The following is a 17,809-nucleotide window of genomic DNA, read 5'->3' on the forward strand; positions in this document are numbered from 1 at the left end:
GTTGCCGGGAGATAAAGCGACCGTATGACGACTTCAAGTGCCGCCATTCCACATTGCCGTGTCGATCGTTGGCAAGAACTGGCGGAAGCGTCTCTCTTCATTCTGGGAGACCGGTCCGAACATTAGACCTTGTGCAAGCCAAAGGTCGACAGTCCGCGTACGGTCCCCTCCCAAGCGTTGCTGAAGAATTGAATCTTGGTTTGCTCTCCTCGACGGTTCCGGACACCCGAAGGTGTCCGGTTTTCCGACATTCATCCCGGTCTGGACCAGGGTGAGGCAATCTTTGGTTTTCTATGAGGCAGACTTTGCTTCATAGAGCCATCCTATGTGAGTCGGCACAGCTGTTCGCAAGAATTCGATCAGCTGCAGCCGCTCGTCGAACCGCACGTGTCGCACTTCAGGCAGGTGCCGTTGCGCACCATCGTGAAGTTGCCGCACTCGTTGCAGCTTTCGCCGACATAGCCCTGGGCCCGGGCCTGCGCGACGCGGACGGCAAGCTCCGACTGCGTGCGGGCGACCGGCGACACGGCTTCAGCCTCGCCGACTTGCGCTTCCGCCGCCGGCTCGCTGTCGAGATCGCGCTTGAAGGCCGTTGCCGTCGATCCGCCGCGCGAAGTCACCGTCACCGACGTCTTGGCGGTGGCGAAGGCCGAGACGTTGCCGCCGGCGCTCGCCGTGGCCCCGGCGCCTGCCGAGCCCTTGGGCTCGCCCGTGCCGGAGAGCAGCTTGAACTTCTGCGTCTGGCCGCGAACGAGGCCATGGCTGACCGGGGTGCCCTGCTTGTCCTCGCTGACGCCGCCGCCGATGCCGGTGGCGCTCACGTCCGGCTGGACATGGGCAAGGTCGTGCCGTCCGAGATAGGAGACGGCAAGCTCGCGGAACACATAGTCGAGGATCGACGTCGCATTCTTGATCGCGTCGTTGCCCTGCACCATGCCGGCCGGCTCGAAGCGCGTGAAGGTGAAGGCCTCCACATACTCTTCCAGCGGCACGCCATATTGCAGGCCGAGCGAGATGGCGATGGCGAAGTTGTTCATCATCGCGCGGAAGGCAGCGCCTTCCTTGTGCATGTCGATGAAGATCTCGCCGATGCGTCCGTCGTCGTATTCGCCGGTGCGCAGGTAGACCTTGTGCCCGCCGACGATTGCCTTCTGGGTATAGCCCTTGCGTCGGCCGGGCAGCTTCTCGCGCTCGCGGACCTTGATTTCCTTCTCGATGATCCGCTCCACGATCCGCTCGGCCATCACCGCCGCGCGGGCCGCCGTCGAACGGTCGGCGACCAGGGCCTCGACGGTGTCTTCCGCCTCGTCCTCGTCGTCGGCGATCAGCTGGCTGTTGAGCGGCTGGCTGAGCTTGGAGCCGTCGCGGTAGAGCGCGTTGGCCTTCAGCGCCAGACGCCAGGAGAGCATGTAGGCTTCCTTGCACTCCTCGACCGTCGCCTCGTTCGGCATGTTGATGGTCTTGGAGATGGCGCCCGAGATGAAGGGCTGCGCGGCAGCCATCATCAGGATGTGGCTGTTGACCGACAGATAGCGCTTGCCGAGGCGGCCGCACGGATTGGCGCAGTCGAACACCGGATAGTGCTCTTCCTTCAGGAAGGGCGCGCCCTCAAGCGTCATCGCACCGCAGATGTGGGTGTTCGCCGCCTCGATGTCGGCCTTGGAGAAGCCGAGATGCGAGAGCAGGTTGAACTCGGCATCGTTCATCTGCTCGTCGGTGACGCCGAGCGAGGACATTTCCGCGTCGCCGAGCGTCCAGCGGTTGAAGACGAACTTGATGTCGAAGGCCGACTTCAGCGCACCGCGCAGCTTGTCGATCGCCGTGTCCGACAGGCCCTTGGCGCGCAGGCTCGACGTGTTGATCGCCGGCGCCTGCTCCATGGAGCCGTGACCGACCGCATAGGCCTCGATCTCGGCGATCTGGCTTTCCGAGTAGCCAAGGCTGCGCAGAGCTTCCGGCACCGCGCGGTTGATGATCTTGAAGTAGCCGCCGCCGGCGAGCTTCTTGAACTTCACCAGCGCGAAGTCGGGCTCGATGCCGGTCGTGTCGCAGTCCATCACGAGGCCGATCGTGCCGGTCGGCGCGATGACGGAAACCTGCGCATTGCGGAAGCCATGCTGCTGGCCGAGCTCAAGCGCCCGGTCCCAGGCGGACTTGGCGGCCGCGATCAGCGCCTCGTCCTTGCAGGCGCCATTATGGACGAGCGGCACCGGGTTGATGGACAGGCCCTCATAGCCGTCCGCCTCGCCATGCGCCGCGCGGCGATGGTTGCGGATGACCCGGAGCATGTCCGAGGCATTCTTCTTGTACTGCGGGAAGGTGCCAAGCTCGGAGGCCATTTCCGCCGAGGTCGCGTAGCACACGCCCGTCATGACGGCGGAGATGGCGGCGCAGATGCCGCGGCCCTCGTCGCTGTCATAGGGAATGCCCGAGGTCATCAGCAGGCCGCCGATGTTGGCATAGCCGAGGCCGAGGGTGCGGAACTCGTAGGAGAGCTTGGCGATCTCCTTGGACGGGAACTGCGCCATCAGCACCGAGATTTCGAGGACGATGGTCCAGAGACGCACGCCATGCTCGAAGCCGGCAACGTCGAAGGACCCGTCCGGCCGGCGGAAGGTGAGGAGGTTCAGCGAGGCGAGGTTGCAGGCCGTGTCGTCCAGGAACATGTATTCCGAGCACGGGTTCGACGCGCGGATCTCGCCCGAGGCCGGGCAGGTGTGCCAGTCGTTAATCGTGGTGTGGAACTGCAGGCCCGGATCGGCCGAGGCCCAGGCGGCATGGCCGATCTCTTCCCACAGGTCGCGCGCCTTGAGGGTCTTGACCACCTTGCCGTCCTTGCGGGCGGTCAGATCCCAGGTGCCGTTCGATTCAACAGCCCGCAGGAACTCGTCGGTGACGCGCACCGAGTTGTTCGAGTTCTGGCCGGAGACCGTGAGATAGGCCTCGGAGTCCCAGTCGGTGTCGAGCACGGGGAATTCGATCGAGGTATAGCCCTGCTTGGCGAACTGGATGACGCGCTGGATGTAGTTTTCCGGCACGGACGCCTTCTTGGCGGCGCGGATCTCGCGCTTCAGCGCCGGGTTCTTAGCCGGGTCGAAGCAGTCACCGTTTTCGCCCTCGCAGTTGACGCAGGCCTTCATCACCGCGCTGAGGTGGCGAGAGCAGGCCTTGGAGCCGGCGACGAGCGCGGCGACCTTCTGTTCCTCGCGGACCTTCCAGTTGATGTACTGCTCGATATCGGGATGGTCGGCATCGACCACCACCATCTTGGCGGCGCGGCGGGTGGTGCCGCCCGACTTGATGGCGCCCGCGGCCCGGTCGCCGATCTTGAGGAAGCTCATCAGGCCCGACGAGCGGCCGCCGCCGGAGAGCTTTTCGCCCTCGCCGCGCAGGTAGGAGAAGTTGGAGCCGGTGCCCGAGCCGTATTTGAACAGGCGCGCCTCACGCACCCAGAGATCCATGATGCCGCCCTCGTTGACGAGGTCGTCGCCGACGGACTGGATGAAGCAGGCGTGGGGCTGGGGATGCTCGTAGGCGGAGGCCGAGCGGGTCAGCTTGCCGGTCTTGTAGTCGACATAGTAGTGGCCCTGGCCCGGGCCGTCGATGCCGTAGGCCCAATGCAGGCCGGTGTTGAACCACTGCGGCGAGTTCGGCGCGCAGCGCTGGGTGGCCAGCATGTAGCGCAGCTCGTCATGGAAAGCGTGGGCGTCCTCTTCCGAAGAGAAATAGCCGCCCTTCCAGCCCCAATAGGTCCAGGTGCCGGCAAGACGGTCGAAGACCTGGCGCGAGTCGGTCTCGCCGCCGAAGCGCTCGTCCTCGGGCAGGGCCGACAGCGCGTCGTCGTCGGCGACGGAGCGCCACAGCCACGAGGGAACGTCGTTCTCCTCGACCTTCTTCATGACCGCCGGCACGCCCGCCTTGCGGAAATACTTCTGGGCGAGAATGTCGGAGGCCACCTGGCTCCAGCTGTCGGGAACCATCAGGTCGTCAGCGCGAAAAACCACCGACCCGTCGGGATTGCGGATCTCGCTCGTCGTCGCGCGAAATTCGATCCCGGCATAAGGCGACTGTCCTTGGCTGGTGAAGCGCCGCTCAATCCGCATCCTGTATGCCCCTTCCAGATTTTGTGCTCTGCGTTTGGTATTTCGCAACATATGGCCCCATTCGACGAACTCGCCAATCCAACGGGCGGCTCAATCAACAGGGCAGAAACGGTTATCCACGAAAGTGTCGCCGAGGGCGTTTCGTGGAGATTTCGGTTGACGCCATAGCCGTCGACTCGCTGTGCGCGGGGCACGTTCGATTCGCTGCCGGCGATCCCTTTGGTTTCTCGAAAAAAATGTCGTCCGCAGCATTTTGCTTAACGCCCGTCGACAGAAGGAAGTTAAGCGACTCGCGGAATTTTCGTCAAGGTCTTGTGTCTCAAATTCTGATCAAAACTACATATGGTATGCCGGTTGAGATTTGGCAAAAACGATTCGGAAAATTTTCGTTAATTTTTCCGACAATCGAAACGGCAATCCGAAGGGTTTCTCAGCTTTCCCTCGCTAGTGTTGAAACGGTGCTGTCCCCAGGTCCGATCGCGTGGCCGGGGAGGGCGGCGATCCGGCTCAATCGCAACATATGGCCGGTGTTTCAGGACGAGGTTCGCGCGCGGATGACCCTTAACAGCAGCTACGGTTTGCCAGCGGAGATCCTCGACGTCATCGTCGTTGACGATTCCAAACCGATGCAGCTGATGATCCGCTCGATGCTGCACAATATCCACCCCCGCCGCGTCCGGTGCTTCGACACCGCCGAGGAGGCGCTCGACGCCATGCTCGTCGAGCCGCCGAATCTCATCATCACCGACTGGCAGCTGTCGGGCATGTCCGGATACCAGTTGCTGCGCACCATCCGGCTGAAGCAGATGGCGCCGCTTTCCTTCGTGCCGTTGCTGGTCGTCTCCTCCAACGCGACGCGCCGCTCGGTGGAGCGCGCCTTCAGGGCAGGGGCCAGCCATTTCCTGGTCAAGCCGCTGTCGGCAGCCTGCCTCAGCAAATGGATCAACCGGGTCCTGAAGGACAAGCGCGAGTTCGTCCTGTCCGACACCGGCCACTATGTGATCGAGGGCGTCGCCGAGGCTTTGGCGGTCCATCGCGGTCGGCAGGATACGCTGGAACGCGCCCGCCTTTTCCACGACCGCAGCGTCCGCCGCGTTGTCGAGGCGCAGTCGCACGTGGACCGCATCCTCGCCAAAGTCATCAATCCGGATATTCTCGAGGATGACACGGACTTCGACGGGCCGAGAATGGGGCCCATGGTCGAGGCGGAGCCGGCACCGGCCATGGTCGAGCCCAGAGGTCCGGAACGTGCAACCCTCAAGCCCCTTGGGCGCGGCGAGCGCAGCCGCAGCAAGCGGATGAAGACCTTCTCCAGTCTCGGTGGACGGCGCTGACGCTTCGCAGTCGGGGCAGGGGCCAGGAAAGTGACCGGCCCGCCATGGCGCCGGCCCGCTCGTTCAATATGAGAGTCCCCAACGCCATTATTGAGAGTCCCCAACGCCATTATAATGAGTGGCCTGCGGCCAACGCTGCCGGCATCCGTGTCGGCAGGATGAACCCGCATTTCCGCCGGCAAGCGGCGCCTCGCCGAAGACCCGTTCCAAGTGACTGGCATTGCGCGGCATTGGCCCCTCCCGCTCATTCATGCCGAATTGGCAATGCTGCTCGCCGGGGGCTCCTGGCGACTGGACATTCGGCGTTGGCCTCGCCATAGTCCCCCGCAACGCGAATAGGTTCGGATGGCGCGATAGATGAGCAATCTGCTTCTCAAAATTTTCACTTGGTGGAACGGCTCGACGATGGGCACCGACTTCTTCACCGCGCGCAAGGGCGTGCGTGTGGGAGAAGACGAACTCGGCAACGTCTATTACCGGACGTCCGACGACAAGCGCCGCTGGGTGATCTACAACGGTGTTGCCGAGGCGAGCGCCATTCCGCCGGGCTGGCACGGCTGGATGCATCATCGTGTCGATACCGCGCCGACCGACGAGAACTATACGCCCCGTGCCTGGCAGAAGCCGCACCGGGCCAATCCGACCGGAACGCCGGGCGCCTACCATCCCCCGGGCTCCATTCTCGGCAGCGGCCACCGTCCGCGTGTCACCGGCGACTATGACGCCTGGACGCCCGGTAGCTGATCCGCCCCTGATCTTCGAAATCGGCCAATGCCTGCACTCTTGCAGGCATTGCTTTTTTGCGGAGCCGCCACGGGCCGCTCCTGACCCTTTCCGCGGGAACGAACTCCACACATCATGGCCAAGCGCAGCATCATCATCGACACCGATCCGGGACAGGACGACGCCATCGCCATCGCCCTGGCGGTTGCCTCGCCGGACGAACTGGAAATCCTCGGCCTCAGCATCGTTGCCGGCAACGTCCCTCTGAAGCGGACGGTGGACAACGGCCTGAAGGTCCTCGAACTCTGCGGCCGGCCCGACATCCCGGTCCACGCCGGCGCCGATCGTCCGTTGCTCGAGGCGCTGGTCACCGCCGAGCATGTTCACGGCGAGACCGGTCTCAACGGCGTCGACCTGCCGGACCCGGCGATGCCGGTCGCCGACAAGCATGCGGTCGACTTCCTGATCGACACGATCATGGAGCATCCCGAGAAGTCGATCACCATCTGCGCGCTCGGCCCGCTCACCAACATCGCCGTGGCGCTTGCGCGCGAGCCGCGCATCGGACCGCGGCTCGACCAGATCGTGCTGATGGGCGGCGCGATGGCGGAAGGGGGCAACATCACGCCCTCGGCCGAGTTCAACATCTATGTCGACCCGCAGGCGGCGGCGCTCGTCTTCAGGTCGGGCATTCCGCTGGTCGTGCTGCCGCTCGACGTGACCCACAAGGCGCCGACGACGCCGGAGCGCATCGCCCGATTCGCCGCGCTCGATAATCGCTGCGGTCCGGCCTATGCCGGCCTGCTCGATTTCGCCAAGCGCTTCGACGAGGAAAAATACGGTAGCGTCGGCGGGCCCTTGCACGATCCGATGACGGTCGCCTGGCTGCTGCGGCCGGATATATTCAAGGGCCGTCACGTCAACGTCGAGATCGAGACCTCAAGTCCGCTCACCCGCGGAATGACGGTCGTCGACTGGTGGGATGTCACGGATCGTCTGCCGAACGCGCTCTTCATCCGCGAGGTCGACGACGAGGCATTCTTCGACCTGCTTGTGTCGCGGTTTGCGAGCCTGCCCTGACGATTTTCGTGTTCGGCCCCGTTCGCGCCGCAATCGTGGGCGAGGTGCAGGAGGCATCCCGGACCAGAAAGACCATGCGCTTTGGTTGGTGATGCTTTAAAAGCCGGGACAAAAGAGCCGATTCCGGCTCGAAGAACGATCGAAAAGGTTGTGATGAAGTTCAGGGACGTCAAACGTGCGGGCGCCACCGTGGTCATGACCGCAGCGCTGGCCATCTCCTTCGGCACCGCTGCCAAGGCCGAGAAGGTCGCCAACAAGGTTGCCGTCTTCACCGGCCTCGACAAGATCACCGGCCGCATCATCACCTTCGACGTCTATATCAACGAGACTGTCCAGTTCGGTGCCCTGCGCGTGACGCCGCGCGTCTGCTACACGCGCCCGCCGACGGAAGCCTCGCAGACCGACGCCTTCGTCGACGTCGACGTCATCACCCTGAACAACACCATCCAGCGCATCTTTTCCGGCTGGATGTTCGCCTCCAGCCCCGCGCTCAATGCCGTCGAGCATCCGGTCTATGACGTCTGGCTGAAGGATTGCCGCCAGGAGAGCGATATCCCGCCGCCCGGCGAGCGTGGCCAGGCGCAGAGCCGCCAGGCCGAGCCCAATCCGGAAGACGCCGAGACGTCGACGGGCGGCGCGCCGGCCGAAGGTACCGTGCCGCTGCCGCCGCCGAAGCCGCCGGTGCCGACCTACGATCAGCTTTCTCCCGATGAGCCGCAGGACGGTACGGAACTGGATCCGAACGTCGACATCGAGGATTGACGGTTGGCGGGCGGGTTCACGGATCGTTGAACCCGCCGGGATCCTTTGATCTCCGCGGTCCGCAAGTCCTGTGCTAGGCTTTTGTTGCTGGGGCGTTACGAGCGACACAGGAGCAAGGCAATGAAGGCACTGATCGTGTTGTCCGCGTTCTTCGGGCTTTCGGTGGCACCGGCAATGGCCGAGTGTTCCTTCCACAAGATGACGATGGCATCGACGACGGCTCAGGACGAGGAGACGACGGCGAGCCACGAGCCCGTGGTTTCCGAGCGTGTGCAGGCGTCGCTGGCGCAGCAGCCGGAAGCATCGGCCGAATCGCAGAAGGTCGCGGTGGAATAGCCCGTTCGGCTTGCTGACAGTCTGGCGCCGCCGGTTTGCTGGCGGCGTTTTTTTGTCTTCGGCGAGCTCGCAAAGGGCGTCAGGTGCCGGGGGCAATCCATGTCAGCGCCTCGGCGCCGCTGATCTCGGTTCCGAGGGCGAAGAAGTCCCCCTCCGTCGTCAGCGCGTCGCCAAGACGCTTGCGGTAGGCCGAGCGCCTGATCTCGATGGCGCCGAAGCGGGCGAGATGGCTGGTCACGAACTGCGTGTCGAGCAGCCGGTAGCCTCCGGCCCTCAGCCGTGCGACGAGGTGGACGAGCGCGACCTTCGAGGCGTCGGTCTCACGCGAAAACATGCTCTCGCCGAAGAAGGCTCCGCCGAGCGAGACGCCGTAGAGGCCGCCGACGAGCTTGCCCTCGCGCCAACTTTCCACCGTATGGGCGTGGCCCGCTTCGAACAGGCTGGCGTAGAGAGCACGGATGCGGTCGTTGATCCACGTCGTCTGCCGGCCGGGCGCAGGCGCGGCGCAGCCGTCGATGACGCCCTTGAAATCGGAGTCGATCCGGACCTGGAAATGATCGGCCCGGACAGTGCGTGCGAGCCGCTTCGGCAAGTGGAAGCTGTCGAGGGGAAGGACCCCGCGTTCCTCCGGTTCGATCCAGAAGAGGCTCGGGTCCTCCGCGCTCTCGGCCATCGGAAAGATGCCGCAGGCGTAGGCCTTGAGCAGCATTTCCACGGTGATCTCGAAGCTTCGGTCTTCGCCGCGCGCCAATTAAGTCCAGCTCCAGCATTCGCCGTCCGGCGGACGGTTCGGAAGACACCGCGCTTTCCGGAAGTCCGGACGCGGTGACCCATCAGAGACGCCCCAGGCTCGGCAGGATTGCCCGTTGGGGCCGCATCATCCTCTTCTCAGATGATGCCGGCCCGGACGAACGTCAATCGGGCAGTTCCGGATTCGTCGCCAGATACTTTTCCAGCCAGTGGATGTCGTAGAGGCCGTTGGCGATGTCCTGATTCTCGATCAGGCCACGGAACAGCGGGATCGTCGTCTGGATGCCGTCGACGACGAACTCGTCGAGACACCGCCTGAGCCGCATCAGGCATTCGACACGTGTGCGGCCGTGGACGATCAGCTTGCCGATCAAGCTGTCGTAGTTCGGCGGGATCATATAGCCCTGATAAACACCCGAATCGACGCGCACACCAAGCCCGCCCGGGGGGTGGTAGTAGGTGATGCGACCGGGCGAGGGGGCGAACGTCGACGGATTCTCGGCATTGATCCGGCATTCGATGGCATGACCGTTGAAAGTCACGTCGCTCTGCTGGATGGTCAGCGTTGCGCCAGATGCCACCTTGATCTGCTCGTTGACGAGGTCGATGCCGGTGATCATCTCGGTCACCGGATGCTCGACCTGCAGGCGGGTGTTCATCTCGATGAAATAGAACTCGCCGTTCTCATAGAGGAACTCGATCGTGCCGACGCCGGAGTATTTCAGCTCGGCCATGGCATTGGCGCAGATCGAACCGATGCGGTCGCGCTGCTCCTGATTGAGGGCAGGCGAGAGCGCTTCCTCCCAGACCTTCTGGTGCCGGCGCTGCAGCGAACAGTCGCGCTCACCGATATGGATGGCGTTGCCCTTGCCGTCGCCGAGGATCTGGATCTCGATGTGGCGCGGCTTGCCGAGATACTTCTCGATATAGACCGAATCGTCACCGAAGGCGTTCTTGGCTTCCGAGCGGGCCGCCGACAGCGCTGACGACATTTCCTCTTCGCTGCGGGCAACGCGCATGCCGCGGCCGCCGCCGCCGGCTGCCGCCTTCACGAGAACCGGATAGCCGATCTCGGCGCCGATGCGATGAGCGTCCTCGTCGTTGGTCACCGCGCCGTCCGAGCCGGGAACGACCGGAATACCGAGGCGCCTTGCGGTCGCCTTGGCCTCGATCTTGTCGCCCATGATGCGGATATGTTCCGCGCTCGGACCGATGAAGGCGATGTTGTGCGCGCTGAGAATCTCCGCAAAGCGGGCGTTCTCGGACAGGAATCCGTAGCCGGGGTGCACGGCGTCGGCGCCCGTGATCTCGCAGGCGGCGAGGATTTCCGGCATGTTCAGGTAGCTGTCGCGGGCGGCCGGCGGTCCGATACAGACCGATTCGTCCGCAAGGCGCACATGCATGGCATTGGCGTCGGCGGTCGAATGAACGGCCACCGTCTCGATGCCGAGCTCCTTGCAGGCGCGCAGGACGCGCAGCGCGATTTCACCTCGGTTGGCGATCAGGATCTTGTTGAACATGGTCGTCCCGTTATTCGATTACGACCAGCACTTCGCCATATTCCACCGGCTGTCCGTCATCGATGAGGATGGCGGTCACCTTGCCCGCGCGGGGCGCGGGGATCTGGTTCATGTGCTTCATCGCCTCGATGATCAGCAGCGTCTGGCCGGCGCGAACCGTGTCGCCGACGGTCACGAAGGTCCGTGCGCCGGGTTCCGGTGCCAGATAGCAGGTGCCCACCATCGGCGAAGTGACGGCGCCGGGGTTGCTTGCCGGATCGCTGGCTGCGGCCGGAGCGGGCGCCGGTGCCACGGCGGCGGGCGGCGGAGGCGAAACCATGGCCACCGGAGCCGGCGACGCGACCTGCGCGGTCGCGATGACCGTGCGCGCGACGCGGATGCGCAGCCCCTCCTGTTCGACTTCGATCTCGGAGAGGTCGGTCTCCTTGAGAATTTTCGCAAGCTGCCGGATGGCGGTCTGGTCGATGTTGGTTTTGGCCATGGTCCTGAAGGTCTTTGCGGGAAAGCGTCGCTTGGCGGTTCGCCGTTACGACTGCGAAGGGGAAAACGACACGCAGAAGGATTGGAAACGCATCTGCGGTGCGAGAATGGATCGAAACAGGCGCTCACCGGAATGGAGCGGCAAGGCTGCCTCGGTTTCTGTCTTCATCGGGTTCAATGCACGCGGCATTGCGTATCCAGGTTCTCTTCGCGCCGCCCGGCCGTCCTGACAGGCGGGCCCGTCGGTCAGCTGAGGTTTGGCGATGCGGCCTCGGCGGCCGGTATAGCCAGGCCGGATGACAGTGCTGCGCGATATCCGGCTCATTCCGAAAGCCTCGAAAGAGCACGGGACAAGGCGCGCGGACCTCGATCCGCGACGCCTTCATATATGCCTTTTGGCCAAGAAAAAAGGCAAAAGCCGCAAGTCGCCTCCGGCTTTTGCGCAATGCATGACAATTTATTGACAGCGACGATCGGTCGAGGACCGGCCTGCTGGGATCAGCAGGTCGCCTTACCGCAGGTGCGCATGTCCTGGATCTTGCTCTGAAGCTCGTCGAGCCCGACGGCGCCGAAGACGATCTCCTGGCCGATGACGTAGGTGGGGGTCCCGGAAAGACCGAGCTTCTGGGCGACCTGATAGGCTTCCTCGAGCGTCTTGCCGACCTCCGGATCGGAGGTGCGGGCCTTCACCGCGTCCCGGTCGAGGCCGGCTTCCTCGGCCGCATCGAGGGCCTTGGCCTCATCCGCCTGGCCGCGTCCGCCAAGCAGGATGTTGTGGAACTCGCCGTATTTTTCCGGCGCGATGAGGTTCACCGCCACGGCCACCTTGGCCGCCTCGACCGAGCCCGGTCCGAGAATCGGGAATTCCTTCAGGATGATCTTGACGTCCTTGTCGTCCTTCAGGATCGCCTGCATGTCCCCGAGGGCGCGCTTGCAGTAGCCGCAGTTGTAGTCGAAGAACTCGACGAGGGCGACCTTGGCATCGGGATTGCCGAGGACGACCTGGCGCGGCGAATTGAAGAGAACGTCGCTGGCTTCGGCGACGGAATCGGCACGCTTGGCGTTCTCGGCCTCCGTCTGCCGGCGGTCGAGTTCGGCGAGGGCTTCCTGGATGACCTCCGGATGCGCGATCAGGTAGTCGTGCACGATCTGCTCGATCGCGGTCTTGTCCGCCGTCGAAATGTCCTGTGCCGCAGCGGGAAGGGCCGTGGCGCCGACCAGCGCCATCGCGGCGGCGGCAAGAGCGGCGGAGCGGAGAAAGAACGGAAGCGTCATCAAGTTGTCTCTCAATAGGCGTTGGTGCCGATCGGCGAAGCCCTTTGACGGGCAATGGTATCAAATCCCCGTGAAGATCGGGACGAAGGGGTGCCCGGTCAAGGCCGTCGCGGCGACTGGTTCACGATGTCCTCCGCGCGCAGCCAGGCCGGCGTTCCTCGTTTGAGCGCTTCGCGCGCCCGCGCCGCATACTGCCTCGCCGACGTGATGTCGCCGGCCGCCAGATAGCCTTCGGCGGTGGCAAGGTCCGCCAGCGGAATGTTGCCCGACCGCGCATAGGCGATCCCGAGCTGACGGTAGCCGATGGCCGCGTCGGGATCGTCGGCAAGGCCCTTGCGCAGATTGGCGATGGCGTCATTGAGGTATTTGTCGTTGCCGCTGGCAACCTGGGCATGGCCGAGCATGACCTTGAGGTATCCGGAGCTCGGCGCCAGGGAGACAGCCGTCTGGTACGGGCCGATGCTGGCGCCGGGCTTGCCCGTCTCGATCAGGATCTGGCCCTTGAGCTCGTGGAACCAGGGGTTTTTCGGCTGGCGCTTGATCAGGCCGTCGACCTTGGCGAGTGCGTCCGTCGGGCTGCCGATCCGGTAGGCGAGGATGGCCTGCGCGTAAGCGGCGGGCAGGCTGTCGTCCGACTTCGGATAGACCTTCGCGACCTTCTGCGGGCTGTCCACGAAGGCGATGAACTTCGCCCGCACCAGTTCATGCCGCGCCACGAATGCCGGATCGTCCTTGGCGTTGAAATATTTCGACTTGCGGGCAACGGATTCGGCGTGGGAGAGCCGGTCGGAGGCCATCGGGTGGCTGCGCATATAGGGATCGCCATAGCGCGAGGCGAACAGGTCCTGGCTCGAAAGACGTTCGAAGACCGAGATCATTCCGCTGCCGGACTGGTGCGTCTTGGAAAGATACGTGAAGGCGGCACTGTCGGCCGACTGTTCCTGCCCGCGCTGATAGGCAAGGACGCTGCGCTGGGCGAATTGCTGGCCGGCGAGCGCGCCCGCGACGGCCCCCTGGCCGCTGCCGCCGGCAACACCCGCCGCAACGCCCCCGAGCGCGCCGATGATCGCCATGATGCGGGCGTTCTTCAGTTCCTCGCGAAGCTGCGCCAGATGACCGCCGGCAAGATGCCCGATCTCATGGGCAAGGATGCCGATCAGTTCGTTCGGCGTCCGGGTGTCCATGATCGCGCCCGACGTCACGAAGATGTGGCGGTTGTCGGCGACGAAGGCATTGAATCGCTCGTCGTTGACGATCCGGATGTCGACATTGGAACTGCCGAGCCCGGCGACCTTGAGCAGCGGACGGGCATAGTCGGCGATGAGGGCTTCCGCCTCCGCGTCGCGGACAAGCGGGATGGAGCGGCTGCTCTTTTCAACGGCTGTGGCAGGCAGAACCTGAGAAACGACGAGCGCCAGCGACATGCTGACGACGACGAGGCGCTTGACCAGTGTGATTGCCATGATCTCCCAAGCGTCTTGGCTCACGCGGAGCCGCTTTGTTCAATTGTTGTCCATTGGTACCGCTTCGAACGGCACGGCTCAACTGCGGACCGTCAGATCACCGATCAATTGTTGGCCAGCGATCGGCGCAATTCTTCGCTGGAGACTTGCAGGTGCCGTGCGGCATGCCCGTCGGCGGAAGTGGTTGCCAAAGCTCCTGCGGATCGCCAGCATGGCGCAAATTTCTGTCGAGTCCCGGTGAAGTCCAATGCCCGTAAAGCTTTCCAGGCGCAGTGCCGTCGAACCCTTCCGCGCGATGGACGTGATGTCGTCCGCCTTTGCGCTGGAGCGCGCCGGCCGCAGCATCATCCACATGGAAGTGGGCGAACCCGGGGCGCCGACGCCCCGCGCCGTACGCGAGGCGGCGGAAGCGGCCTTGCGCAACGGACGCATCGCCTACACCGAAGCGCTCGGTCAGCCGGCGCTTCGTGCCCGCATCGCCCGGCACTACGGCGAAGCCTACGGCATCGATCTGGCGCCCGAACGGATCGTCGTCACGACCGGCTCGTCCGGTGGCTTCAATCTCGCCTTTCTCGCGCTCTTCGACGTCGGCGACCGGATCGGTCTTCCGACGCCGGGCTATCCTGCCTATCGCAACATCCTGAAGGCGCTGGGTCTTGAGGTCGTCGAGATCCCCACAACCGTGGAAAGTCGCTGGGCGATCACGCCGCAGATGCTTCAGGAGGCCGAGACGGGAGGCAAGCTGAAAGGCCTGATCGTTGCCAGTCCCAACAATCCGACCGGCACGATGATGAGGCCCGAAGACCTGAAGGCGCTGGTCGACGCCTGCGAGGCCGGCGATATTCGCCTGATCATGGACGAGATCTACCACGGCCTCGTCTATGACTTCCCGACGGCGACCGCGTTGCAATTCTCCGACGACGTCATCGTCGTCAACAGCTTCTCCAAATACTACTGCATGACCGGCTGGCGCATCGGCTGGATGGTCGTGCCGGCGGAAATTTCGCGCGCCTTCGAGTGCCTCGCGCAGAACCTCTCGATCTCGGTCAACTCTCTGTCGCAGCGGGCGGCCATCGCCGCCTTCGATGCGAAGGAGGAACTGGAGGAGGTCAAGGCCGGCTATGCCGCCAACAGGGCGCTTCTTCTGGAAGGGCTGCCGAAGGTCGGGCTCGATGATCTCCTGCCAGTCGACGGCGCCTTCTACGTCTATGCCAATGTCCGCCGTTTCACCAACGACAGCATGGACTTCGCACAGCGCATGCTGAACGAGGCCGGCGTTGCCGCAACGCCCGGCATCGACTTCGATACCGCGCGCGGAGAAGCCTACCTACGCTTTTCCTTCGCCGGCACGACGGCCGACATGGCCGAGGCGGTCGAACGGATCGGCCGCTGGCTTAAATAACGCTCCACAAAAAGAAAGGGCCGGCGAAACGCCGGCCCTTCGAAACTTCCTTGAAACCGTCGGGAACGGCTCAGTGCTCGACGACGACCCGGGTGCCGACGTTGACGCGCTCGTAGAGGTCGACGACGTCGTTGTTGGCCATGCGGATGCAGCCGGACGAAACGGCCTGGCCGATCGTCCACGGCTCAGCGGTGCCATGAATGCGGTAGATCGTCGAGCCGATATACATGGCGCGGGCACCAAGCGGATTATCCGGGCCGCCGGCCATGTGATAGGGCAGGTCCGGCTGGCGGGTGCGCATGCGCGGCGGCGGGGTCCAGCCCGGCCACTCGGCCTTGCGGGTCACGGTGTGCGTGCCGGACCAGGTGAAGCCCGGACGGCCGACGCCGATGCCGTATTTGATCGCCTTGCCGTCGCCGAGCACGTAGTAGAGCCGGCGCTCCGCCGTGTTCACCACGATGGTGCCCTTGCTGTACTTGCTGCTGTAATCGACGACTTCCTTGCTGATCGGCGATTCCATCGAACGCTGGGCTTTGGTCGTGGAGTGAATGGCGTTGGGAATCCGCCAGACAGCGCCACCGGTTTCGATCGCCTGGGCGCCAGTGGAGGAAAGGGAAAACACTGCGGCCGCCGTCAGGAGGCCGGACAGGAAAAGAGACGAGGTGCGCATGGTCAAACGAATCTCAGCCCTTGGGGATGGAGAAAAATGAACGATTGTTGCATGCGGCCCGAAGCCGGCTCGGTCCGCCCCTGTCAAATATAGGGCGGCACAACGGTTCCTGAAACACATGCCGGAATCAACGGTCACGATGCCGATAGGTTCCCTTATGTTCAAGGCCGGAAGAACGGTTCGCAACATTGCCGATGAGGTCGGACGCAAACTGTGACCGATCGGCAACGCAAACCCGAGATCCCGGCCCCGATAAGGGGATCTACCGATCGCTATCCTAGGTTCAATTCCTTGAAGAAATCGTTGCCTTTGTCGTCGATCACGATGAAGGCCGGAAAATCTTCGACCTCGATTCGCCAGATGGCTTCCATCCCGAGCTCGGCGAATTCGACCACCTCGACCTTCTTGATGCAGTCCTGCGCAAGCCGGGCGGCGGGTCCGCCGATCGAGCCGAGATAGAAGCCTCCGTGCTTGGCGCAGGCGTCCCGGACGGCCTTGGAGCGGTTGCCCTTGGCCAGCATCACCATCGAGCCGCCGTAGGACTGGAACTGATCGACATAGGAATCCATGCGTCCGGCGGTCGTCGGACCGAAGGAGCCTGAGGCATAGCCAGTCGGCGTCTTTGCCGGGCCGGCATAGTAGATCGGGTGGTTCTTGAAATAGTCGGGAAGCTCGCCGCCGCTTTCCAGTCTCTCGCGCAGCTTGGCGTGGGCAAGGTCGCGCGCGACGATGATCGGCCCGCTGAGCGACAGGCGCGTCTTCACAGGGTATTTCGACAGCGTGGCGAGGATTTCGCTCATCGGCTTCGTGAGATCGATCTTCACCACGTCGCCGCCGAGATGGCTCTCGTCGATCTCCGGCATGTATTTGGCGGGGTTTGCCTCGAGGCGTTCCAGGAAGATGCCGTCCCTGGTGATCTTGCCCTTGGCCTGACGGTCGGCGGAGCACGAAACGCCGATGCCGATCGGCAGCGACGCGCCATGGCGGGGCAGGCGGATGACCCTGACGTCGTGGCAGAAATACTTGCCGCCAAACTGCGCGCCGACCCCGGTCGCCTGCGTCGCCTTGAAGATCTCCTCTTCAAGGGCGAGGTCGCGGAAGGCATGGCCGTCGTCGGAACCCGACGTCGGCAACTCGTCGAGATATTTTGTCGAGGCGAGTTTGACGGTCTTCAGGTTCATCTCCGCCGATGTTCCGCCGACGACGATGGCAAGATGATAGGGCGGGCAGGCGGCCGTTCCGAGGGTGAGGATCTTTTCCTTGATGAAGTCGACCAGCCGGTCGTGCGTCAGCAGCGAGGGCGTCCCCTGGAACAGGAAGGTCTTGTTGGCCGATCCGCCGCCCTTGGCGATGAACAGGAACTTGTAGGCGTCCTCGCCCTCTTCATAGATGTCGATCTGGGCCGGCAGGTTGTTGCGGGTGTTCTTTTCCTCGAACATCGACAGCGGTGCGAGCTGCGAATAGCGCAGGTTCTTCTTCTCATAGGCGTCGAGCACGCCCTTGGAGATCGCGGCCTCGTCGCCGCCCTTGGTGAAGACGCGACGGCCCTTCTTGGCCATGACGATCGCCGTTCCGGTGTCCTGGCACATCGGCAGGATGCCGCCGGCGGAGATGTTGGCGTTCTTCATGAGGTCGTAGGCAACGAAGCGGTCGTTGTCGGTCGCTTCCGGATCTTCCAGAATCTTCGCCAGTTGCTCCAGATGAGCGGGACGCAGCAGATGGTTGATATCCGCGAAGGCCGCTTCGGAAAGGAGGCGGATGCCCTCCGGATCGACCTTCAGGATTTCCTCGCCCTCGAACTCGGCCACCGAGACGAAATCGCCGGAAAGCTTCCGGTACTCGGTCGTATCGGGTCCCAGCGGGAAAAGTCCCTTGTTCGCCTCGGAAAGGATGGGCGCATTCATGAGCGAG

Annotated in this window: 13 protein-coding genes and 1 pseudogene; 6 read left to right on the forward strand and 8 right to left on the reverse strand. The window is 63.8% G+C overall.

Annotated features, from left to right (window positions below; all coding sequences use genetic code 11):
• Nucleotides 1-359: 359 nt before the first annotated feature.
• The gene (locus HDIA_RS09380) at nt 360-4,103 is read right to left on the reverse strand and encodes a vitamin B12-dependent ribonucleotide reductase (protein ID WP_099555928.1); all 3,744 of its coding nucleotides are present in this window, start codon (nt 4,101-4,103) and stop codon (nt 360-362) included.
• Between the two features lie 143 nt (nt 4,104-4,246).
• Here HDIA_RS09380 and HDIA_RS09385 point away from each other — a divergent pair, with 143 nt between their 5' ends.
• The 5 genes and pseudogenes from HDIA_RS09385 to HDIA_RS09405 all read left to right on the forward strand — a co-directional run bounded on the left by HDIA_RS09385 (nt 4,247) and on the right by HDIA_RS09405 (nt 8,338).
• The gene (locus HDIA_RS09385; RefSeq protein ID WP_157775447.1) at nt 4,247-5,437 is read left to right on the forward strand and encodes a response regulator; all 1,191 of its coding nucleotides are present in this window, start codon (nt 4,247-4,249) and stop codon (nt 5,435-5,437) included.
• A 357-nt stretch (nt 5,438-5,794) separates the two neighbouring features.
• Complete coding sequence (locus HDIA_RS09390; protein WP_099555930.1) at nt 5,795-6,181, forward strand: NADH:ubiquinone oxidoreductase subunit NDUFA12; 387 nt, start codon at nt 5,795-5,797, stop codon at nt 6,179-6,181.
• Between the two features lie 111 nt (nt 6,182-6,292).
• The gene (locus HDIA_RS09395; protein WP_197708159.1) at nt 6,293-7,240 is read left to right on the forward strand and encodes a nucleoside hydrolase; all 948 of its coding nucleotides are present in this window, start codon (nt 6,293-6,295) and stop codon (nt 7,238-7,240) included.
• Between the two features lie 153 nt (nt 7,241-7,393).
• Nucleotides 7,394-7,813 (forward strand): annotated as a pseudogene (locus HDIA_RS09400) (DUF2155 domain-containing protein); the annotation flags it as partial.
• Nucleotides 7,814-8,122: 309 nt separating this feature from the next.
• On the forward strand, nt 8,123-8,338 hold the full coding sequence (locus tag HDIA_RS09405; RefSeq protein WP_099555933.1) for a hypothetical protein: 216 nt from the start codon (nt 8,123-8,125) through the stop codon (nt 8,336-8,338).
• A 79-nt stretch (nt 8,339-8,417) separates the two neighbouring features.
• Here the strand turns inward: HDIA_RS09405 and aat are convergent, their stop codons facing one another.
• The 5 genes from aat to HDIA_RS09430 all read right to left on the reverse strand — a co-directional run bounded on the left by aat (nt 8,418) and on the right by HDIA_RS09430 (nt 13,826).
• Nucleotides 8,418-9,089, reverse strand: coding sequence for a leucyl/phenylalanyl-tRNA--protein transferase (gene aat / locus HDIA_RS09410; RefSeq protein ID WP_425432931.1), 672 nt, complete (start codon nt 9,087-9,089; stop codon nt 8,418-8,420).
• A gap of 163 nt (nt 9,090-9,252) precedes the next feature.
• The gene (gene accC, locus HDIA_RS09415) at nt 9,253-10,608 is read right to left on the reverse strand and encodes an acetyl-CoA carboxylase biotin carboxylase subunit (RefSeq protein ID WP_099555934.1); all 1,356 of its coding nucleotides are present in this window, start codon (nt 10,606-10,608) and stop codon (nt 9,253-9,255) included.
• A 10-nt stretch (nt 10,609-10,618) separates the two neighbouring features.
• On the reverse strand, nt 10,619-11,089 hold the full coding sequence (gene accB / locus HDIA_RS09420; protein WP_099555935.1) for an acetyl-CoA carboxylase biotin carboxyl carrier protein: 471 nt from the start codon (nt 11,087-11,089) through the stop codon (nt 10,619-10,621).
• Nucleotides 11,090-11,586: 497 nt separating this feature from the next.
• Nucleotides 11,587-12,363 (reverse strand): DsbA family protein, encoded by a 777-nt coding sequence (locus HDIA_RS09425; protein WP_099555936.1) that lies wholly within the window; start codon nt 12,361-12,363, stop codon nt 11,587-11,589.
• 98 nt (nt 12,364-12,461) lie between these two features.
• A complete protein-coding gene (locus HDIA_RS09430) occupies nt 12,462-13,826 on the reverse strand; it encodes a M48 family metalloprotease (RefSeq protein ID WP_197708120.1) in 1,365 nt (454 codons plus the stop codon).
• Nucleotides 13,827-14,073: 247 nt separating this feature from the next.
• Here HDIA_RS09430 and HDIA_RS09435 point away from each other — a divergent pair, with 247 nt between their 5' ends.
• The gene (locus HDIA_RS09435; RefSeq protein WP_099555937.1) at nt 14,074-15,228 is read left to right on the forward strand and encodes a pyridoxal phosphate-dependent aminotransferase; all 1,155 of its coding nucleotides are present in this window, start codon (nt 14,074-14,076) and stop codon (nt 15,226-15,228) included.
• 70 nt (nt 15,229-15,298) lie between these two features.
• On the opposite strand, the gene HDIA_RS09440 is transcribed toward HDIA_RS09435, so the two are convergent.
• Both HDIA_RS09440 and HDIA_RS09445 read right to left on the reverse strand, forming a co-directional pair.
• Entirely contained in the window at nt 15,299-15,898 is a 600-nt protein-coding gene (locus tag HDIA_RS09440) for a L,D-transpeptidase (RefSeq protein ID WP_099555938.1), read from the reverse strand.
• A 272-nt stretch (nt 15,899-16,170) separates the two neighbouring features.
• Nucleotides 16,171-17,802, reverse strand: a complete 1,632-nt coding sequence (locus HDIA_RS09445) for a fumarate hydratase (RefSeq protein WP_099555939.1) — start codon at nt 17,800-17,802, stop codon at nt 16,171-16,173.
• Nucleotides 17,803-17,809 lie beyond the last annotated feature (7 nt).

It is taken from the genome of Hartmannibacter diazotrophicus, from assembly GCF_900231165.1.
GTDB lineage: Bacteria > Pseudomonadota > Alphaproteobacteria > Rhizobiales > Pleomorphomonadaceae > Hartmannibacter > Hartmannibacter diazotrophicus.